This is a genomic window from Enterococcus sp. C50 (assembly GCF_040887505.1).
Lineage (GTDB): Bacteria > Bacillota > Bacilli > Lactobacillales > Enterococcaceae > Enterococcus_B > Enterococcus_B thailandicus.
This window is the reverse complement of record NZ_JBFOFW010000013.1, coordinates 1-19,871: the sequence shown is the minus strand read 5'-3', so window position 1 is coordinate 19,871 and position 19,871 is coordinate 1. Positions and strand designations below refer to the sequence as shown.

Genomic DNA, 19,871 nt, shown 5'->3' with positions numbered 1-19,871 from the left:
CTCTTTTTTTAACTCACACTCAACTAACTGACTTCGAGATATAAGTTTTTATTTCTTTTTGATAATTTTTGTCCTGCCAATTTCCCGTGTTTAGGTAGTCCGCTAACAAATACCCGATATAAGGACCTGTTGTTAAACCAGAGGAACCTAGCCCGCTTGCAACTAATAAGGTGGGATCATCTGGAACCGAACCAAAAAATGGTGAAAAATCAGACGTATATGCACGAGTACCCACACGAAAATGATAGTGCCAATCGTTTAGTTGCTCCGGTTTTGCTAAAAATTGTTTCGTGTGAGTAGTAAGCATTTCATAAGCTGTTTTAGTAGGAGCTAAGTCCCAACCACCGTCGTTTTCATGCGTGGCACCAATCAAAATTTTACCAGACATGAACGGAATAAAATCAGCTTCACCATCAAGCATCGCTACAGGCCATTCGCTACTGTGTTGATATGGAGAGTCAAAAACTAATAATTGTCCTTTTTGAGGTCGAATATCAACTGTATAGCCAATTGTTTCCAGCAAAGGTTTTAATGCGGGACCCGGAGTAAGAATGATTCGATCAACTAGTTTTTCACCAAAATCGCCTTGAATCAACCATGCATCACCTTTTGGTTGAAACGAAACGCGATCATTGATAATTGCCACTTGCTGATGGGTTAATCGTTTTGCTAGTTGCGTTAAATAAGCTTTGCCGTCAAGTTTTCCTCCACCACTGATATGAAGTGAAGGTGCTGGTTTAAGCAGTTCAAGTTTAGTGGCCGTTTGAGTTGGTGTTAGTAGTTCGATATCACCGATTTCTGGTGCTTCTTTTTTGCGTTCCTCCGCTAATTCTGCAAGTGAAATTAAGTCTTCTTGAGAACGTAATAAAAGAGTTCCTGAACGATCATAAATGGTTGAATCCAGTTGAAAATCTTGAATCAATTTATCGAAGAAAGCAGCACCATCTTTTGCTAGTTGATACCACTGTTTGTTCCGTCTTTTGGAAAGCCAAGGAGAAATTATTCCTGCACTGGCTTTTGTTGCTTGACCAGTAGCGTCATCGAATAAAGTGACCTCGAATTTTGTTGTATCTAAGTAATTTGCGAGGGTCATACCGATGATTCCACCGCCAATAATGGCAATTTTTTCCATAAAAGAGCCTCCTTTTTCGTTCTCATTCTTACACAAAAAGAAGATGGATGCAAACACCCATCTTCTTTCGTTTAATTTTATTTTTTATTTAAATAGTAAGGCATGAATTGAGCAAAGCTGATAATCAGCAAGACAAGTAAAACACCGAGTGCTGCTTTTGAACCTAAAGTAGTAGCCGCTTCATAATTCAAAGTGGAATGGTCTTGTACAAGGTTGATAATGATTGCTACCAGTGATGTAGCAATCGCACCAGAGAATTGTTGAAGAGTGTTGAATAGCGCATTTCCATCTCCTTGTAACTCTTCGCTTAAGGCGTTCATCCCAGTAGTCATCATATTGCTGTAGGAAAGTCCGATACCAATCATGTAGAAAACATGACAAGCCACTAACCAAATCAAAGAAGCATGACCAATCAATAGAACGAGCGCCAACCAACCAATGAAGGATAAGATCAAACCAACTAAGATTGGTTTTTTAGGTCCATGTTGGTCGAGTAATTTTCCAGAGAATGGAGATAAAATCGCACCGATTGCGGCTCCCGGAAGCATGGACAAACCAGCGATAAAGGCAGTATCTCCCTGAACGATTTGAATGAAATTTGGTAGGACAAATGAAACACCAAGTAATAGAAATTGATAAATTAAGAAACTAAATAGAAATAATCGGAAGGTTTTGTTAGATAAAATCGATAAACGAATCAATGGTTGCTCGATTGTTTTCGAACGTTGATAGAATAAAAAGAAACCAATGATTGCGATAATCAAAGCAAGCCAACTAATTAGCTGACCAATCGTGCTCAGGAAGGTTAAAGCACCGCTGAAAAGTAAACATAACCCTAGTACGCTAAGAAAATCTAAGTGGCCACCTTTTTCTACACTTGTTTCTGGGATGGAGAATAGACCAATCACTAATGAAATCAGTAAAACTGGTACAAGGAATAGGAAAATGTGATTCCAAGTAAAAGCGGAGGTCAAAATTCCACCATAAGTTGGTCCAATAGCCGGAGCAATTGCAGTAGTCAATGTTCCGACACCAATCATCGTACCACGGCGATTCATGTGTGCATACGTCAAAATGATATGAAACATCAATGGAAGCGCGATACCAGTCGCAATCCCTTGTAATAGGCGCCCCATTAGGAGAATCATGAAAGTTGGTGAGAAAAAATCAACTAAGATACCAGCAAGAAACAGAAAATTTGAAAATAAAAATAATTTTCGAATACTAAAATTGCGGTTTAAATAGGTTGATAACGGCACGATGATTGAAATCATCAATAAGTAAATCGTTGTTACCCATTGGACTTGAGCCGTTGTCAAATCAAATTGATTAATCAGCGTTGGAAAAGTTACGTTCATCGCAGTTTCAATCAGAACACCTGCGAAGGACATAATACCAGTTGCAATCACTGCGGGAACAAGTAGTAGTTCTTTTTGTTTTGTCATACATTTCACCTCTTAAAAATTTCGCAAAAAAAGAGAGAAGATTTCTATTAAAAAATAGAAACCGCCTCTCTCTCGACACGCATTTACGTGTTATCTGTACGATTGTTTGCTGGGATTATTTTAGCATAGACTCAAATTTTATGTCAATAAGATTAGTCAAGGATCCTCAAAAAGGTTATGATTGAATGGAGTGTGAAAATGGAAACAAATCAAAAAAATCGTAAATACATAAAGAAAGGGTAGGAGAAAAACAAAATGGATAAAATTGAATGGCGTAAAGCTGAACCAGGCTATCGGGTAACAAAAAAACCGCAGATTTTAGAATTGCCTGAACAAAATTTTTTCACAATTAAAGGTGTAGGAGATCCAAACCAAGAAGATTTCCAACGACGTATTGGGACATTATATCCAGTGAGTTATGCAATTAAAATGTCACCGAAAAATAATTGGAACATTCCTGGTTATCAACCCTATACTGTCTATCCATTAGAAGGTCAATGGGGATTACAAGAAAAGTATTTGCAGGAAAAAGTGATGCTAAAAGACCATTTTGCTTATCAATTGATGATTAAACAACCTGATTTCGTGACACCAGAGATTGCCCAGCTTGCAATTGAGCGTTCGGCAAAAAAAATTCCCGAAGATTTGCTTACACAATTACAATTCGAGGCGATTGAAGAAGGGGTAGTTGGACAAATTTTACACATTGGTTCTTATGATGAGGAGCAGGAGAGTTTTGAAAAATTAACCGCTTTTCTTGAAGAAGAAGGCTATTATCGAGTATCCAAAGAGCATAAAGAAATCTATCTAAGTGATCCTAGAAGAGTGGCACCAGAAAAACGAAAAACAATTTTACGTGTGCGCATTGCAAAAAAATAGGCGAATCAGAAGTAATTTCTAAAGTAAACACGCAAATGATTGAGTAAGTTTGTTATAATTATGGATGAGAGAGGTGTCCAGGATGAAAAAAAGTCAACGACAGGCATTGATTCGCCAAATAATTACAGAATATCCAATTAGCACGCAAGAAGAGTTGCTTGCACGATTAGAGGAATCGGGTGTTAGTGCAACTCAAGCAACAATTTCTCGTGATATTCGTGAAATGAAAGTGATTAAGGTTCAAGACGAAGAGCAACGTGTTCGTTATTCTCTTTTTAGTCAACCATCCGTTTCGTTAAATGAGCAACGTTTGCGCTCTGCCGTTAAGCGAGAAGTTTTACGAATTGAGACAGTCCAATTTATGGTTGTTGTGTTAACTGAAAAAAATGGAGCAGATGTGGTAACAAACTGGTTGGATGAAGTTGCTTATCCAGAAGTTGCAGCGACAATTGCAGGCTTTGATACATTTATCGTCGTTTGTCGTTCAGAAAGTGAAGCACAAGCATTCGCCGAAAAATTAGAAAGTATGCGCGAATAACGCCAAAGTCAAATAATAAGTAGTAGTAATAGCTAGAACTGTTTTTGACACAAAGATTGTGAACTTGAATTTTTGGTAGTTATTTGCAGGACTTATTTATGAAAGCGTTCTAAAAGCGAGCTTGAGTGGCTGGAAGATCTATCTGAGTTAGGGCAAGAAAGAAGTCAAAAGGTGGGGAAGTTTGTTCGTTTTCTGGTAATGGAGGAGGAAAAAATGATGACAGGTATGATTATTTTTTTGACTGTGTTGGTGTATGGAGTAAATTTTTTAGTATATATGTATCTTAAAATCAATAAAATTAAGGATTATCTAGAAAAATTAGCTATTTATTTTGGAACAAACATGACGTTGTTATTTACAAGTGGTATTTTTATGTTTTTTGGTAAACTAGTTGAAGATGGCATTTTAGCATTTGAATGAGCAGATTCTTTGAATAAACGTCTCCAATAGGCTTACACTAGAAGTGTAGTAAGAAAGTCGAAAGGAGTAGTACAATGAAAAAATTATACGAAACAGCGATGATTAACCATGGCGGGCGAGAAGGCTCAGTCGAAGCACCAAATGGTTCAATGCACATGAAGATCACACCACCAGGAATCCATGCGGAGGGAACAAATCCTGAACAATTATTTGCAGCGGGATATGCTTCATGTTTTAATGGTGCATTACAGCACATGGTCAAAGAAGCAGGCTTAGATGCTGATTCAACAGTTAAAGCACGCGTTTCACTTTACACATTAGATGATGGTGGCTACCAAATTGGTGTTGTTCTAGAAGCTCATGTGGAAGGTGTTAGTGAAGAAGAAGCACGAAAATTAGTTGATGATGCACATGAATTTTGCCCTTATTCAAAAGCAACTAAGGGAAATATCGAAGTACAAGTAGACCTTGTTTAATAGTATTAATGTAAGAATATTTGAACGTAAGAGCTGACTTAGCTGTCAGTTTTTACGTTTTTTTGTTTTTTAATCGTTCAAACATTTATAATCAATTATAAAGAAACGGAAACCACAGTTGTCATGGGCTGTGGGGTTTGCTATTGTAGATGCAAGAAGAGAAAGTGGGAGGATTAGTCGATGGCAAAAATCATGGTAGTCGAAGACGAAGAAGTCATTCGTCAGCTAATTATGGAAGAGTTAGAAAAGTGGCAATTTGAAACGTTTGGAACAACTGATTTTAATCAAGTTTTTTCGGATTTTGAAGAAGAAGCACCGCAATTAGTTTTATTAGATATCAATCTTCCAGTTTTCGATGGTTATTACTGGTGTCAAAAAATTCGCGAAGTATCAAAAGTACCAATTATTTTTATCTCAAGCCGTAATACGAATATGGATATGATTATGGCAATGAATATGGGAGCAGATGATTTTGTAACCAAACCATTTCAAGTGGACGTGTTGATTGCTAAGATCAACGCGCTATTGCGTCGATCTTACAATTATACGGAACTGTCTAGTGAAATGATGAGTCATAATGGCATCACGTTAAACGTTGATAATGGCAGTATGGAAATTGACGGAGAAATCATTGATCTAAGTAAAAATGAATATCGATTATTATTTATTTTAATGAAGCAACATGGGAAAATTTTAAGTCGTGAAAAGTTATTGCGCGCTTTGTGGGATGATGAACGTTTTGTTGATGACAATACGTTGACCGTGAATATCAATCGCTTGCGAAGAAAAATCGAACAAGCCGGAATCATGGGCTACATTGAAACAAAAGTTGGACAAGGATATATTGTTCCTTAGAAAGGGCGGACAATAGCCAATGAATTTTTTTAGGTATTTAAAAGATCAATGGTCTTTAATTTTAGGCTGGCTTTTTTTCATGATATTGACAGCTTTCGTTATGTGGTTAGCGCCTAATATCGTAGTTGATTGGGAAACGATTGCTTATCTGACTGTTATCCAAAGTGTTTTTTTAGCATTTTATTTATTAGGTGGTTACCTCGGGAAACGTCGCTGGTGGGCACATTTGGCAAACGTGAAAGAACATTCTCCTTTGCAAAGTTACTTAGAGGGCGGTCATACAGAAGAAGAGAAGCTAGTTGAAGAATATATCAATCAACTGATTCGAGAACATCAAGAACTGATGCAGCAAGCCATCAGTAATCAACAGGATCAAAAAGATTACATTGATTCATGGGTGCATGAAATCAAAGTGCCTTTAGCAGCTTCAGAATTGTTGGTGCGTTCGGTTGAATTTGATATTGATGATAAAAAGTATATGTTATTAGAAAATGAGCTGTCAAAAATTGATGAGTATGTTGAGCAAGTGTTATACTACGCACGCTTAGATAGTTTTTCGAGAGATTATTTAATCCAAGAGTATAGCTTAAAAGGAATTATCCAACCTGTGATTCGCAGTCAAGCCAATTATTTTATTCAAAAACAAGTCCATTATGAGATTATTGGCGAGGATGCCGTGGTATTAACCGATGCGAAATGGGTTGCATTTATTTTCAAACAATTATTAAGTAATGCAATCAAATACACACCAAATCATGGAGAAATCATGATTTTAATCGAAACAACAGCTCAGGGAGTAACTTTAGCGGTGAAAGATTCTGGAATTGGTATCCCTACTGAAGATGTAAAACGAATTTTTGACAAGGGCTTCACAGGTGTCAATGGCCGCTTGACGCAGCAGCATTCAACAGGTTTAGGTCTGTATTTAGCAAAGAATCTGGCAGAAAAATTAGGTCTGAAATTAACCGCGGATTCAATCCAAAATCATGGTACAACGATGACTATTTTATTTCCAACCTTAAATTTCTACAATGAAGAACGTTAGAAAATCGTTAGAAAAGAAAAAATTTGCTTGTGTTGTTAACGTTTTCCCTGATAAGTTTCTTTACATGTGAAATAAAAGGAGAAAAGTTATGGAAATATTAATAGCATTAATCCCTATGCTTGCTTGGGGAAGTATCGGCTTAGTCAGCGGAAAAATTGGTGGCGATGCCAATCAACAAACTTTAGGAATGACCATAGGTGCATTCTTGTTTTCTTTAGTCTTATTTTTTGTAGTAAATCCAGTAATTACCCCTTGGATTTTCTTGATCGGATTTTTATCTGGTTTAGCGTGGAGCGTTGGTCAAAACGGTCAATTCCATGGAATGAAATTTATGGGTGTATCTGTTGGCTTGCCATTATCAACTGGTTTTCAATTGATTTTGAATACGATTGCGGGCGCGGTGTTCTTCCATGAATGGACGCAAACAAAAGATTTTATTTACGGTTTTATTGCTTTAGCGTTACTTGTAAGCGGTGCTTATTTGACTGCCCGCCAAGATGAGGACGGAAAAGTAAACACGGATAATAAAATGCTTGATTTTGGAAAGGGTTTTAGAGCATTAATCTATTCAACATTAGGTTATGGCGTCTACACGATTATCATTACTTGGGCACATCTTGACGCATGGTCAATTATCTTGCCACAAAGTGTTGGGATGATTTTAGGTGCAAGTTTCTTTGCCTTTAAAAAAGTTAAAATCGATCAATTTGTTTGGAAAAACATGATTTCTGGCTTACTTTGGGGAATCGGTAATATTTGTATGTTGTTAACAGTTAAATCACTAGGCTTAGCAGTAGGGTTTTCTTTATCACAAATGGGAATCATCATCTCAACTTTAGGTGGTATTTTCATTTTAGGCGAACACAAAACCAAAAAAGAAATGGTTTACGTGATTGTTGGTTGCCTTCTAGTCATTTTAGGTGGTATCCTTTTAGGGTATATGAAAACAGTTTAATTACTGTTTTCCAACCTAAAATGGGGAGGAACTTCAATGGATTTATTTCGTAAGAAAAAGATCGAGCTCAATCAAACGAGTGGTATGAAAAAAGAATTAAAAACAACGGATTTGATTATGCTAGGTATTGGTGCAATCATCGGAACCGGAATATTTGTAGTGACAGGAGTTGCGGCCAATCAAAATGCAGGCCCAGCACTGTCACTTTCGTTCGTTCTAGCGGCAGTTGTTGTTATTCTATCAGGACTAAGTTTTGCTGAATTTGCATCACGCGTACCAATACTTGGTGGGCCATATGCGTATCTGTACGTCGTATTTGGGGAATTCATTGCATGGTTGACTGGTTGGTTGCTGATAGGCGAATTTTTACTAGCTGTATCATCAGTTGCATCTGGTTGGTCTGGATATGTTCAAGGATTTTTGGCTAGTCTGGGTGTGGAATTACCGACAGCATTAACCGGAGGATATAATCCTGGAAAGGGTACGTATCTGGATCTAATTGCGATCTTAGTTGTTGTGTTTGTAACTTATATCGTTTCATTGGAAGCAAAGAAAGCTTTGCGTTTAAATAATGTAATGGTATTTGTTAAATTTGGAATTATTGCTTTATTTATTGTTGTAGGAATCTTTTTTGTAAAACCTGCAAATTGGACACCGTTTACGCCATTTGGTTTTTCAGGTGTGTTAGATGGGGCGGCACTAGTCTTTTTTGCCTTTCTAGGTTTTGATGCGGTAGCAATGGCAGCTGAGGAAGTGAAAAATCCACAAAAAGATGTTCCAAGAGGAATTATTGGTTCGATTTTAATTGCGACAGTTTTATATATTGTAGTGACGTTGATTTTAACAGGAATTGTACCATTTACAGAATTAGGTGTGAGTGATCCAGTAGCATTTGCGATGCGTTATGTAGGCCATGATACAGTCGGAGCAATTATTGCAGTCGGAGCGATACTGACGTTATTAACAGTGACGATTTCAATGATGTATTCTTTAGCCAGATTGTTATTTGCGATTAGTAAAGATGGTTTGTTGCCAAAATACATGACGGAGATTGACGAAAAACATCGGACACCTAAAAAAGCAACTTATACAGCCGGTGTGGTAGCAGTCTTTTTTGCTGGGGCATTTCCACTTGATATTTTAGCTGAATTAACTAATATCACAGCGTTAACTTACTTGATTCTGGTAAGTTTAGGATTGTTGAAATTAAGAAAGCAATTTGGTCAACCAAAAGCGGGAGAATTCAAAGTGCCGTTTGTACCAGTTCTACCGGTGATTTCTATTTTGACTTGTGTGGTATTGATGTTACGTTTACAGACGATTACGTGGATCGTTTTTGCAATCGTTATGGTGATTGGCTTGCTTATCTACTTTACTTACGGGTATAAAAATAGCGTTATGAATCAACAACAAGGCGAGTAATAATTGAATAAATGACAATGAAAAAGGGGTTGTGACAATGATTTTGTCACAACCTCTTTTTTTCAAAGAAATGGTGTTTCAGAAGTAATTCTGGGCTTATTTATTGATGCTAATGGAACCACAACCTCTATCCACGGTGTTCCCCAAGCAACTCCTCGAAATAATCTGTAACTGATCAAAAATATGAAAAGCTATTTTTGCCAGTTGCTTTTTATTTTTTCGGAGCTGACCGCTTGGAGCCACAACCTCTATCCACGGTGTTCCCCAAGCAACTCCTCGAAATAATCTGTAACTGATCAAAAATATGAAAAGCTATTTTTGCCAGTTGCTTTTTATTTTTTCGGAGCTGACCGCTTGGAGCCACAACCTCTATCCACGGTGTTCCCCAAGCAACTCCTCGAAATAATCTGTAACTGACCAAAAATATGAAAAGCTATTTTTGCCAGTTGCTTTTTATTTTTCGGAGCTGACCGCTTGGAGCCACAACCTCTATCCACGGTTGTTCCCAAGGCAGCTTCTTCGGCAATAAGTCCTTCTTTCATAAAAACATGAGGAACTGTTTTTAGAAAGAAATTCTTATTGCTTGAAGCTAAACGCCTTGTGCCGCAACCTTTTTAGTCACTTTATTGTGTTAAATCAAGTAATTTTTGTTTCAAGTCTTCTTCCATATTTGATAGTTCAAGCTCTGCATGGCGACGTTTTTCTTTACCTTCTTGTTGGATACGTAAAGTTTCTTGGATTGTTTCAACGAGATCATTTTGTGTTTTTTGTAGTGTTTCGATGTCCACAATTCCTCGTTCGTTTTCTTTCGCCGTTTCAATAGCAGAAATTTTCAACATTTCTGAGTTTTTCTTCAGCAAGTCATTGGTTGTTTCAGAAACTTGACGTTGCGCAGTGACAGCATCTTTTTGACGAAGCAACGTCAACGCAATGACAACTTGGTTTTTCCATAAAGGAATCGCTGTCGCAACCGAAGCTTGAATTTTTTCTGCTAGTGCTTGGTTGGTATTCTGAATCAGCCGAATTTGTGGTGCTTGTTGAATCGTGATTTGTCTTGCTAAACGTAAATCGTGGGTACGCTTATCTAAACGATCTAAAAATTGGGTGTAGTCGTTAGCAATTTGGACATCCATTTGATCGCCGGTTTCTTCTGCTTTCTTCATTGCTTCAGGAATAGTCGTTGTTTGTAACTCTTCCATTTTTAGTTCCCCAGCGGCAATATAAATGTTTAGCGCATCAAAATAGTCTTTATTTTTTTGATAAAGCTGTTCAAGCATTAAATTATCTTTTAGTAGGCCATCTTTTTCTTTATCTAATTTAACAGCAATTTTGTCGATTTGTGCACCAATTTTTTGGTATTTTGCAGTTACTTCATAAATAGATTGCTTTACTTTACCAAAAACACGTTGGAAAATATTTCCTTCACCAGCGCGTAGCTCATCTGGATTTGCTTCTTGTAAACGATACATCAATTCTGTTAAAGAATCTCCAACTGGTCCAATGTCTTGTACTTGTACATGATTCAGCATTGATTGTGAAAATTCACTTAGTTTGGTTTGCGCAGCAGAGCCATAACTGATGACTGATTGTGCATCGGTGGCATCAATCTTTCCAGCTAGTTGTTTTGCTTGTTCCTGGCGTTCTGGGGGTAATTTATCAATCAAGCGTGTTGCGACTTGTTGCTCTTGTAAAGCATTGATTTCTGCTTGTTGCGTTTGAGTTAATGTATCTGTCGGTGTTGAAAAAGGATTGTTTAATAGGTCATCTAACGTACTATCTACAGGTGTAACATTTTTTAGTTCATTTGGCTTGTTATTGTCCATCTGAGTTCCTCCTTAGGGCTTGTGGTAAATGGTATAAAAAATCCGAGAGACGGAAATTGACAGCTAAGTTTGAAAATAACTCGAAGCACACCGAAAAAGCGGCAACTGCTTCGAGTCATTAGCTGACTATTCGAGTGACTCAGAAAAGATTAGTCTTCTTCTCTTCTATTATCACGTTTTAAGTTTTGTTTCGCAACTGATATCTCTAAATCTAGGTCATCTAAATCATCTGATACAAATTGTTGATAGTCTTGCGCAATCAAGCTAGCAACCTGATCGATGATCTGCGCACTTTCTTCTAATTTTGCATAAGTCTGCTTATTTTTGATTTCATGATTATTAATTTCGATATATTTATCCGTCAAATCAATGAGGTTTGGCAGATGTGTATAAAGAAAGTGACTAGCATCATGTAAGCGATGTGGCTCTTTGACCAATTCTTTAAAGAGTGCTTTGGCTGCTTTGACGGTGTCGTGACGTAGGTCAATTGCTTTAAGTTTTGCTGTTTGATTTAAGTTTACTTGAAGTCGATTGATTTGCGTTTTTGTGTGATTCATTGTTTCTCGAAAAAAATTAATTTCGCTTGGCGTCATACCAACTTCTGTATAGTGAACTTTTAAATCATCTGATAGTTCAGGAATTTCTTTTGAACGTTTTTTATTTTTTCCAGAACCAAATAGCTTCCATAAGACCAATAAAATTCCGGCTAAAATGATTGAGCTACTAATTAGCGAAGAATCTCCGCTGCTTGAAACAAATAGCAGAATTAGTCCGATTCCTAAAATCCATGGCCATTTTCGTTTTTTCATAATATGCCCTCCAGATTATTCTTTCCATTGAGTATCTATCGATGTTTCGATTTATTTCCCGTTTACATCTTTTATTTTAGCATATCCAGCTTAAGAAAGAGTATCGGGCTAAGGATGGATTTTCATATTTTAGGAAAATTCTAAGGTTTTTCTATGGTAAACTAGTAAGGAGTTTCTAGGAAAATTGAAAAAATAAAAAAAAGCAGTTATTATTACAAAAGAAAGCAGGAAACAGGATGCTGAATTATGACCAATTTGAAGAAAAAACAATGACGCGTAAAGAAATTTTTCATGGAAAAATTATTGATGTCGCTTTAGATGAAGTTCGTTTACCTGATGGAAAAATAGCTCAGCGTGAATTAGTTTTTCATCCGGGTGGCGTAGGAATCATCGCCTTTGATGAACAAGAACGTTTATTGTTAGTCAAACAGTTTAGAAAACCACTAGAAAAAGTGATTTTAGAAATTCCTGCTGGGAAAATTGATCCGGGAGAAGGACAAGAACCTGAATTAACTGCACGCAGAGAATTGGAAGAGGAAACTGGCTACCGTGCACAAGATATGACCCACATCACCTCGATGTATTTATCACCAGGTTTTGCTAATGAATTGTTGCATGTGTATCACGCAACAAACATAGAAAAAGTTGTGAATCCATTAGCGCAAGATGAAGATGAAGTATTAGAACTTTATGCGCTAACAATGGCAGAGGCGAAACAAGCAATGACTGAAGGCGTCATTTGCGATGCAAAAACCATTTTTGCGATTCAGTATTGGGCGTTATTGTCTAAAGGAAAGTAGAGGGATCGGCTGATGGCCAAAGGACCGCTGATTACGCGTTCAGAATTACGAAAACGACAAGAAGAGCAACTGAGAGAACCAGTTGATGAAACCAACTATCAGGTAAACAATCAGAGTGAGCCAGAGTCGGCTAACAGCTCAAATTTTTATCGTAAAGAAAGTAAAAAGAAACAAAAGGTAACGAAGACTCGAACAAGTGAACGAGAAAAAACACATAAGTGGAATGTTTTTTTGATGAAAGCATTAGCGATTGTGATCTTGTTGCTTTGTGTTGTTATTTTGGCAATCATATTTATTTAAGAGAGAAGGAATTTTTATGAAAATCGGTATTATCGGAGCAATGGAAGAAGAAGTAAAAATTTTGCGAGAAAATTTAAGTGAACCTTTGTCTTGGGAACGTGCAGGAGCATTATTCATTTCTGGCTCACTAGGAAAACATGAAGTTATCGTTGTTCGCTCAGGTATCGGTAAAGTATTGGCATCTATTACAACTAGTTTACTGATTCAACAATACGGTGTGAATATGGTTATCAATACTGGTTCTGCCGGTGGCATTGGTGAAGGCTTAGCTGTTGGTGATATTGTTGTTTCAGATAAAGTTGCCTATTTTGATGCAGACGCAACGGGATTTGGCTATGAACCAGGTCAATTACCAGGAATGCCACTTTATTATGAAGCAAGTACTTATTTACGTTCGGAAATGGTGAAGGCAGCAAACGCAACCAACTTAAATGTAAAAGAAGGCTTGATTGTAACTGGGGATACATTCGTAGATTCTCCAAAAAAAGTACAAGAAATCTTGACGAACTTCCCAGAAGCATTGGCTTGTGAGATGGAAGGGGCAGCTGTAGGACAAACGGCACGTCAATTCAATATTCCATTCTTGATTGTACGCGCAATGAGCGATACAGCAGATCACTCAGCGACACAAACATTCGATGAGTTTATTGAAGATGCAGGTAAACGTTCAGCAGAAATGGTTATCCAATTTGTTAAACATCTCGTTTAAGGAGGAAACACATGAAAGCATTAGTGTCAATTGATTATACAAATGACTTCGTTGCAACTGATGGGAAATTGACGACGGGTGCTGCGGGACAAGCAATTGAAACAGCAATGACAGCACATACCCGTGAATTTATTGAGGAAAATGAATATGTAGTATTCGCAATTGATGCCCATGATCCAAAAGATGTATTTCATCCAGAGAATCGTTTGTTTCCACCTCATAACGTAATTGGAACTGATGGTCGAGAATTATTTGGGACGTTAGCGCCACTTTATCAAAAATACCAAGAACAAGAAAACATTTACTGGATCGATAAAAGACATTATTCTGCTTTTAGTGGAACAGACTTAGATATTCGCTTGCGAGAAAGAAAGATTACAGACTTATATTTAACAGGTGTTTGCACAGATATTTGCGTCTTGCATACGGCTGTTGATGCGTATAATTTGGGTTATAACTTATTTATTTACAAGGATGCTGTGGCAAGCTTTGATGAAATGGGGCATGAATGGGCGCTCAGACATTTTGAAAATACGTTGGGAGCAACGATTGTCTAAAAGGTTGTGGCACAAGGCGTTTAGCTTCAAGCAATAAGAATTTCTTTCTAAAAACAGTTCCTCATGTTTTTATGAAAGAAGGACTTATTGCCGAAGAAGCTGCCTTGGGAACACCGTGGATAGAGGTTGTAGCTCCAAGCGTTTAGCTTCAAGCAATAAGAATTTCTTTCTAAAAACAGTTCCTCATGTTTTTATGAAAGAAGGACTTATTGCCGAAGAAGTTGCTTGGGGAACACCGTGGATAAAGGTTGTGGCTCAAAACGTTCAGATCCGACTAGATAGTGGGCAGACACTCAAAATAGCTCCTCATATTTTGTAGGGGATGCAAGCTATCTTGAGGAGTTGTTTTGTGAACACCGCAAATAGAGGTTGTGGCTTCAAGTGTTCAGCCCCGAAAAAATAATGAGCAACTGACAAAATAGCCTTTCCTATTTTGGAACAGTTATGAGTTTATTTCGAGGAATTACTTGAGGAAGACCGTAGATAGAGGTTGTAAAAAAATATTCAGCTTTGAATGGATAATGAAAAAATTACGTTCACCAAGAGAAAAATAGGAATAAAAAATGAGGGCTGATTTATCAGTCCTCATTTTTGATCGTTCTTTTGTGATCAATAGTCAAAAGTCAGAAATTTTAGTACACTATGTTACCAAATATGCACACGCTTTTCTGGTACACGATACATAGCATCATCTGGAGTAACATCAAACGTAGTGTAGAATTCTTCTAAATTTTGTGGTTGGATATTTGCGCGAAGCTTTGCTGGCGCATGAACATCCACTTGCAATAGTAGTTGTTGGTATTCTTTTTTTGCTTTGGTGCGCCAAATGGTTGCCCAGTTAACAAAGAAAGCTTCTAATGAAAGATCTGGTTCACCTTTAGCCGCTTCCAAGGCACAGCTTAGCCCACCTGCATCTGCGATGTTTTCTGAAACAGTTAGTTTTCCGTTTACGGTACCTTCTGCAAATTCAATTCCATCAAACTCTGCAATCATGGCTTTTGCTTTTTCTTGGAAATGAGCTAAGTCTTCATCTGTCCACCAGTTGTTTAAATTCCCATACTCATCAAAAAGTGCGCCGTTATTATCAAAAGCATGTGAGATTTCGTGTGCGATGACAGCACCAATTCCACCAAAGTTTGCAGAGCTCGATTGATCCAAACTGTAAAAAGGTGCTTGTAAAATTGCTGCTGGGAAAACAATGATATTTCTAAATGGATGATAATAAGCATTGACTGTGTCAGCGCTCATTTCCCATTCTGTTCGATCAACAGGTTTGTTCCATTTGCTGAAACGGTCAATCAGTACTTTTTTACTAAAATCGAAGGCATTTGAAAGTAAAGAGCCTCCTTCTTCAGAGGATACTGTTTGGAATTGATCAAAAATCGCTGGGATTTTCTCAGGATAACCAACTTGAATACCTAATTTGTTTAATTTAATAATGGCTTTTTCGCGTGTTTCATCACTAAGCCAATTGTTTTCTTCTAATCGTTTTTGATAAACAGCAATCATCTTTTGTACCATTTGTTCAACATCTTTTTTAGCCGCTTCACCAAAATATTTTTTGCCGTAATAATCACCTACGACTTGATCGAATTGCCCAGAAGCTAAATAGAAGGCTGCTTTCTTTTGTGGCATTGCTTCATCAGCACCAGAAAGTGTACGGGAATAGATGCTGCCGATTTGTCGAAAGTCTTCGGAAAGATAACCACTCAATGAACGAACGGTTTTAACAAATAACCAGCTCTTCAATAATGAAAAATGCGCATCGGTGAGTAATTCATCCAAATGTTCAAAGTAAACGGGATCCGTTACGATTACTTTATCTGGTTGTGTCCCAATCAAACCAATCGTTAATTTTTCTAGGTCTAATTTTTCGCTGTAACCGACAAAAGTTTCAAATGATTTTGGGTTATACATTTTGCTGTAATCTGCATTTTCTTCCGCACTCTTAACATGTGGAGCAATCAGTTTGTCAAATTGAATGGCTTGTTCCACGATTGATTCAGCATGCTGTTTTTCTTTACCAGTAAGCTCTAGTAACTGAACCATCATGTCAAAGAATACAGATAAAAGCTGTGCGCCGTTTGGATGTTCAGGTGTGTAATACGTTTTGTCGGGTAGAAATAAAGAAGGTGAATAAGCAAAATAAGCATTTGTTTGCGCGTTTTTCATATCTGCATCAACATCAACTGTGAATGGCAATGCAAATCCTTCCAGTGTCCAGTCAGGAAACAACGCATTTAAATCAGAATAAGAATTGATGGCTTCGATTTTTTCCAATAAAGGTAAAAGCGGTGTTGCGCCTAAGTCATTTCGTTTGGAGTAATCATTTGCTAGCTGATAGTAGGCTAGAAAGTTTTTCATTTTTTCGGAAGAAACTTTTTCGGGATGTGCGAGTAAATTGTCTACTTCGCCCATCAAAAGCTGGTCGATTCCTTCAACTAAATCTTGAAATCCACCTGTAGCAGGTTTATCAGCAGGAATTTTTGCTGTCTTTAGCCATTCTTCATTGACTGCTTCAAAGAAATCTTGTTTCAATCGTTCTTTATTCATTCATCAGTCACTCCTTTTTTCTCGTGAATTCATTATCTAACAAAAAGTTTTTTTAAACAAATACTATGGTGTTTGTCAATTTTTTTGTGAGAAATGAAAAATCAAAGTCATTTGTTTTTTAGTTGTCATCTATTATAATGAAAAAAAGGAGGCGAAGACAACTGAAATCAGAAATGAAAGAGTTTTCTTTAGCTGAAACAACCAATCAAATGATGAAAGAGCAGTGGGTTGGTTTGCCAGAAGAACGTTTTGAAAAGTACCAGAACTGGAAAACGCCATCTGGCTACTTATGTGGTACTTACGCGACGGCAGTTTTGTTAGCTTATTATCAAGATTATCGACAAGAGTTCACATTGCCGGAACGAATTCGTGTCAAAGATAGTCCAGATGAATCTGTACTAATTGATTTGTTACGTGCCTATATCCAACCACTAGGAATGCCGACAATCCCGTTACAAGTTAGTCAGGGACTCTCTCGATTTTTAAAAGCAATGGGAGAAGCGCAGCGCGCTAGAGGAACCTTGCTTGGGTCATGGCAACGTGCAACCAAACGAATTCGGCAAGGAAAACCAGTGTTAGTTGGTTTGTTGAAAGGATTAGGAAGTACCTACGGAAATCATTGGGTGGTGGCTTACGCATATTTTGAATCAACAACAGGAGAACGTTATTACAAGGTACATGATAATTGGGGAAATGCGAAAAAAATCATTCCAGTAAGCTGGACAAATGGAACTGTTTCACTTTCGTAACAATTTGCTGAAATTACCAGAAAATATGTTGAAAGTATGTTAAACTAACGTGGAATAGAAGTTTTAGGGAGGCCTACATGAGTAAAAAGTATCAGGATGACACGCTGAAAATTTTTAGCTTGAATGGAAATCGTCCATTAGCTGAAAAAATTGCAAAAGTGTTTGGGACAGAACTAGGAAAAAGTGTGGTAAAACAATTTAGTGATGGCGAAATCGCAATCAATATTGAAGAAAGTATTCGTGGCGATCATGTTTACATCGTTCAATCAACGAATGCGCCGGTGAATGATTATTATATGGAACTATTGATAATGATTGATGCAATGAAACGTGCAAGTGCTAAAACGATTAACGTTGTTTTGCCTTATTATGGATACGCACGTCAAGACCGTACAGCGAAGCCTCATGAACCAATTACAGCAAAACTGATTGCTAATTTAATTGAAGAAGCTGGAGCAACACGTGTTTTAACATTGGATTTACACACGGTTCAAGTACAAGGATTCTTTGATATTCCTGTAGATAATTTATTCACGATGCCACTTTTTGCACATTACTATCGCGAACTTGGCTTAACAGGTGATGACATCGTTGTTGTGTCGCCAAAAAATAGTGGAGTCCAACGTGCGCGTAGTCTTTCTGAATACTTAGATAGTACTTTGGCAATCGTTGATCACGCAGATGATGCTGACTTAGATAGCGGCTATGTGATTGGTGATGTTGAAGGGAAAACATGCATTATGGTAGATGATATCTTAAACACAGGTGCTACATTTGCACGCGCTGCAAATGTCTTGAAAGAAAATGGTGCGAAAGATGTTTATGCTTGTGCCTCTCATGGGTTACTTTCAGTACCTGCAAAATCCATTCTAGACGGAGCACCAATCAAAGATATCTGTATCACTGATTCTGTTTGGACAAAGGACGAATTCCATCCAGAAAACTTGACGATTATTACTTGTTCTGAACTGATGGGTGAAGCTGTGAAACGAATTCACGAAAACACACCGATGAGTCCATTATTCAAGTTAGAAGAAAAAGCTTTTGACTAACCAATCGAAAGGTTGCTAATCAAAAAGTGAGAAAAGCGAGTAGTTTCCTCAAGTTGTGGGAGGAGCTATTCGTTTTTTTTACTCAGCAAGTTGCTTACTTTTTTCTGAGGAATGAAGGAGTTATTTTTGGTAAGTAAGCTATTCTGTGCTAGAATGTGCCTAGTTATAAGTGGAAAGGATGAAACAAGGTGGAAAAAATTTATTTGGATCATGCGGCGACGACACCAATGCATCCTCAAGTAATCAAAGCAATGACTGATATTATGAATGAAACATTTGGAAATCCTTCAAGCATTCATGGATTCGGAAGAGTAGCACATGAAAAACTTGAAACAGCACGTCAAATGATTGCTGATACATTACAGGTGAAATCGCATGAAATTATTTTTAATAGTGGTGGAACTGAAGGCGATAATACAGCAATACTTGAAACAGCTTTTGCAAGACAAAGTGAAGGCAAACATCTGATTACCACTGCAATCGAACATCCTGCAGTATTGAATACGATGAAATATTTGGAAACGCAAGGGTTTGAAGTCACTTATTTACCTGTTGATGAAAATGGGAATCTTTCAATCGCTGACTTTCAACAAGCATTGCGTGAAGATACGATTTTAGTTTCGATTATGTATGGAAATAATGAAATTGGAAATTTAATGCCTATCAAGGAAATCGGTGAATTATTGGCAGAGCATCCTGCGTATTTTCACACCGACGCTGTCCAAGCCTACGGAAACCAAACGATTCGTCCGGAAGCTTTGGGCCTTGATTTGTTGAGTGTTTCTGCACATAAAATCAATGGACCAAAAGGTGTTGGGTTCTTGTACAAACGTGACGGTGTGGTGATTCCAGCCCTACTTTTAGGTGGAGAACAAGAAGAAAAACGACGCGCAGGAACAGAAAATCTAGCAGGTATCTGGGGGATGGCAACAGCTGCAACGATTTTAGATGAAGAAGAACGTCAAGCTAGAAGTGAGAAATACCAAAAATTCCAACAAATGATTTTAACAGCGCTGGAAGATCACGGAATTGAGTATCAAGTGAATGGTGACTTAGCGAATAAATTACCTCATGTTTTGAATTTAAGATTACCTGGTGTGACGAATGACTTATTACTCATGAAATTGGATCTTAGAGGAATTGCTATTTCAACAGGATCAGCATGTACAGCAGGAAATATTGAACCTTCCCACGTGTTAGAAGCAATGTATGGTGAAGACACACCAATTCTAAAAGAATCAATTCGAATTAGCTTTGGGTTTGGGAACACAGAAGAAGAGATTCAACATTTTATCAAACAATTGCTTTCAATTTTAGAAAAATGAAAAAAGGACGGGCAAACGTGATTTCGT

General features: G+C 37.5%; 19 protein-coding genes and 1 pseudogene. 15 read left to right on the top strand and 5 right to left on the bottom strand.

The window, feature by feature from the left end; translation table 11 throughout:
• Nucleotides 1-19 precede the first annotated feature (19 nt).
• Together AB3I20_RS12305 and AB3I20_RS12300 are read right to left on the bottom strand one after the other, a co-directional pair.
• Nucleotides 20-1,132 carry an FAD-binding oxidoreductase gene (locus AB3I20_RS12305; RefSeq protein WP_218658082.1) on the bottom strand — a complete coding sequence of 371 codons (1,113 nt, stop codon included), beginning with the start codon at nt 1,130-1,132 and terminating at the stop codon, nt 20-22.
• A 77-nt stretch (nt 1,133-1,209) separates the two neighbouring features.
• Complete coding sequence (locus AB3I20_RS12300) at nt 1,210-2,577, bottom strand: MFS transporter (protein WP_368027420.1); 1,368 nt, start codon at nt 2,575-2,577, stop codon at nt 1,210-1,212.
• Nucleotides 2,578-2,832: 255 nt separating this feature from the next.
• On the opposite strand from AB3I20_RS12300, the gene AB3I20_RS12295 reads away from it, so the two are divergent.
• The 8 genes from AB3I20_RS12295 (at nt 2,833) to AB3I20_RS12260 (ending at nt 9,167) form a co-directional block, all read left to right on the top strand.
• Nucleotides 2,833-3,456 carry a GyrI-like domain-containing protein gene (locus AB3I20_RS12295; RefSeq protein ID WP_270660569.1) on the top strand — a complete coding sequence of 208 codons (624 nt, stop codon included), beginning with the start codon at nt 2,833-2,835 and terminating at the stop codon, nt 3,454-3,456.
• Between the two features lie 82 nt (nt 3,457-3,538).
• Nucleotides 3,539-3,994, top strand: coding sequence for an arginine repressor (locus AB3I20_RS12290; protein WP_067485348.1), 456 nt, complete (start codon nt 3,539-3,541; stop codon nt 3,992-3,994).
• Between the two features lie 213 nt (nt 3,995-4,207).
• A complete protein-coding gene (locus AB3I20_RS12285) occupies nt 4,208-4,414 on the top strand; it encodes a hypothetical protein (RefSeq protein WP_067485345.1) in 207 nt (68 codons plus the stop codon).
• 74 nt (nt 4,415-4,488) lie between these two features.
• Nucleotides 4,489-4,890, top strand: a complete 402-nt coding sequence (locus AB3I20_RS12280; protein ID WP_067485342.1) for an organic hydroperoxide resistance protein — start codon at nt 4,489-4,491, stop codon at nt 4,888-4,890.
• Nucleotides 4,891-5,070: 180 nt separating this feature from the next.
• A complete protein-coding gene (locus AB3I20_RS12275) occupies nt 5,071-5,745 on the top strand; it encodes a response regulator transcription factor (protein ID WP_067485340.1) in 675 nt (224 codons plus the stop codon).
• Between the two features lie 19 nt (nt 5,746-5,764).
• Complete coding sequence (locus AB3I20_RS12270; RefSeq protein ID WP_368027419.1) at nt 5,765-6,790, top strand: sensor histidine kinase; 1,026 nt, start codon at nt 5,765-5,767, stop codon at nt 6,788-6,790.
• Nucleotides 6,791-6,878: 88 nt separating this feature from the next.
• Nucleotides 6,879-7,745, top strand: coding sequence for a GRP family sugar transporter (locus AB3I20_RS12265; RefSeq protein WP_067485334.1), 867 nt, complete (start codon nt 6,879-6,881; stop codon nt 7,743-7,745).
• Between the two features lie 36 nt (nt 7,746-7,781).
• On the top strand, nt 7,782-9,167 hold the full coding sequence (locus AB3I20_RS12260; protein WP_368027418.1) for an amino acid permease: 1,386 nt from the start codon (nt 7,782-7,784) through the stop codon (nt 9,165-9,167).
• Between the two features lie 623 nt (nt 9,168-9,790).
• Here AB3I20_RS12260 and AB3I20_RS12255 read toward each other — a convergent pair.
• On the bottom strand, nt 9,791-10,990 hold the full coding sequence (locus AB3I20_RS12255) for a toxic anion resistance protein (protein WP_067485325.1): 1,200 nt from the start codon (nt 10,988-10,990) through the stop codon (nt 9,791-9,793).
• 149 nt (nt 10,991-11,139) lie between these two features.
• The gene (locus AB3I20_RS12250; protein WP_067485323.1) at nt 11,140-11,799 is read right to left on the bottom strand and encodes a 5-bromo-4-chloroindolyl phosphate hydrolysis family protein; all 660 of its coding nucleotides are present in this window, start codon (nt 11,797-11,799) and stop codon (nt 11,140-11,142) included.
• 236 nt (nt 11,800-12,035) lie between these two features.
• Between AB3I20_RS12250 and AB3I20_RS12245 the strand changes: the two genes are divergently transcribed.
• The 4 genes from AB3I20_RS12245 to AB3I20_RS12230 are packed head-to-tail and all read left to right on the top strand — an operon-like array spanning nt 12,036 to nt 14,165.
• Nucleotides 12,036-12,599, top strand: a complete 564-nt coding sequence (locus AB3I20_RS12245) for an NUDIX hydrolase (protein WP_067485320.1) — start codon at nt 12,036-12,038, stop codon at nt 12,597-12,599.
• A gap of 12 nt (nt 12,600-12,611) precedes the next feature.
• The gene (gene macP / locus AB3I20_RS12240; RefSeq protein ID WP_067485317.1) at nt 12,612-12,899 is read left to right on the top strand and encodes a cell wall synthase accessory phosphoprotein MacP; all 288 of its coding nucleotides are present in this window, start codon (nt 12,612-12,614) and stop codon (nt 12,897-12,899) included.
• A gap of 16 nt (nt 12,900-12,915) precedes the next feature.
• On the top strand, nt 12,916-13,608 hold the full coding sequence (locus tag AB3I20_RS12235; RefSeq protein WP_071868776.1) for a 5'-methylthioadenosine/adenosylhomocysteine nucleosidase: 693 nt from the start codon (nt 12,916-12,918) through the stop codon (nt 13,606-13,608).
• Nucleotides 13,609-13,619: 11 nt separating this feature from the next.
• A complete protein-coding gene (locus tag AB3I20_RS12230; protein ID WP_271027444.1) occupies nt 13,620-14,165 on the top strand; it encodes a cysteine hydrolase family protein in 546 nt (181 codons plus the stop codon).
• 645 nt (nt 14,166-14,810) lie between these two features.
• Here the strand turns inward: AB3I20_RS12230 and AB3I20_RS12225 are convergent.
• A complete protein-coding gene (locus AB3I20_RS12225) occupies nt 14,811-16,718 on the bottom strand; it encodes a M13 family metallopeptidase (RefSeq protein WP_368027417.1) in 1,908 nt (635 codons plus the stop codon).
• A 224-nt stretch (nt 16,719-16,942) separates the two neighbouring features.
• Here AB3I20_RS12225 and AB3I20_RS12220 point away from each other — a divergent pair.
• From AB3I20_RS12220 to AB3I20_RS12210, 3 genes and pseudogenes are all read left to right on the top strand, one after another.
• Nucleotides 16,943-17,467: pseudogene (locus tag AB3I20_RS12220) on the top strand (dihydrolipoamide dehydrogenase); the annotation flags it as partial.
• A 77-nt stretch (nt 17,468-17,544) separates the two neighbouring features.
• A complete protein-coding gene (locus AB3I20_RS12215) occupies nt 17,545-18,519 on the top strand; it encodes a ribose-phosphate diphosphokinase (RefSeq protein WP_067485302.1) in 975 nt (324 codons plus the stop codon).
• 188 nt (nt 18,520-18,707) lie between these two features.
• Nucleotides 18,708-19,844: a cysteine desulfurase family protein gene (locus AB3I20_RS12210; protein ID WP_071868778.1), complete on the top strand. Its 1,137-nt coding sequence runs from the start codon at nt 18,708-18,710 to the stop codon at nt 19,842-19,844.
• Nucleotides 19,845-19,871 lie beyond the last annotated feature (27 nt).

Coding starts and splice junctions, on each gene's coding strand:
- AB3I20_RS12305 (WP_218658082.1), bottom strand. CDS start 1,132: ATGGAAAAAATTGCCATTATTGGCGGTGGAATCATCGGTATGACCCTC.
- AB3I20_RS12300 (WP_368027420.1), bottom strand. CDS start 2,577: ATGACAAAACAAAAAGAACTACTACTTGTTCCCGCAGTGATTGCAACT.
- AB3I20_RS12295 (WP_270660569.1), top strand. CDS start 2,833: ATGGATAAAATTGAATGGCGTAAAGCTGAACCAGGCTATCGGGTAACA.
- AB3I20_RS12290 (WP_067485348.1), top strand. CDS start 3,539: ATGAAAAAAAGTCAACGACAGGCATTGATTCGCCAAATAATTACAGAA.
- AB3I20_RS12285 (WP_067485345.1), top strand. CDS start 4,208: ATGATGACAGGTATGATTATTTTTTTGACTGTGTTGGTGTATGGAGTA.
- AB3I20_RS12280 (WP_067485342.1), top strand. CDS start 4,489: ATGAAAAAATTATACGAAACAGCGATGATTAACCATGGCGGGCGAGAA.
- AB3I20_RS12275 (WP_067485340.1), top strand. CDS start 5,071: ATGGCAAAAATCATGGTAGTCGAAGACGAAGAAGTCATTCGTCAGCTA.
- AB3I20_RS12270 (WP_368027419.1), top strand. CDS start 5,765: ATGAATTTTTTTAGGTATTTAAAAGATCAATGGTCTTTAATTTTAGGC.
- AB3I20_RS12265 (WP_067485334.1), top strand. CDS start 6,879: ATGGAAATATTAATAGCATTAATCCCTATGCTTGCTTGGGGAAGTATC.
- AB3I20_RS12260 (WP_368027418.1), top strand. CDS start 7,782: ATGGATTTATTTCGTAAGAAAAAGATCGAGCTCAATCAAACGAGTGGT.
- AB3I20_RS12255 (WP_067485325.1), bottom strand. CDS start 10,990: ATGGACAATAACAAGCCAAATGAACTAAAAAATGTTACACCTGTAGAT.
- AB3I20_RS12250 (WP_067485323.1), bottom strand. CDS start 11,799: ATGAAAAAACGAAAATGGCCATGGATTTTAGGAATCGGACTAATTCTG.
- AB3I20_RS12245 (WP_067485320.1), top strand. CDS start 12,036: ATGCTGAATTATGACCAATTTGAAGAAAAAACAATGACGCGTAAAGAA.
- macP (WP_067485317.1), top strand. CDS start 12,612: ATGGCCAAAGGACCGCTGATTACGCGTTCAGAATTACGAAAACGACAA.
- AB3I20_RS12235 (WP_071868776.1), top strand. CDS start 12,916: ATGAAAATCGGTATTATCGGAGCAATGGAAGAAGAAGTAAAAATTTTG.
- AB3I20_RS12230 (WP_271027444.1), top strand. CDS start 13,620: ATGAAAGCATTAGTGTCAATTGATTATACAAATGACTTCGTTGCAACT.
- AB3I20_RS12225 (WP_368027417.1), bottom strand. CDS start 16,718: ATGAATAAAGAACGATTGAAACAAGATTTCTTTGAAGCAGTCAATGAA.
- AB3I20_RS12215 (WP_067485302.1), top strand. CDS start 17,545: ATGAGTAAAAAGTATCAGGATGACACGCTGAAAATTTTTAGCTTGAAT.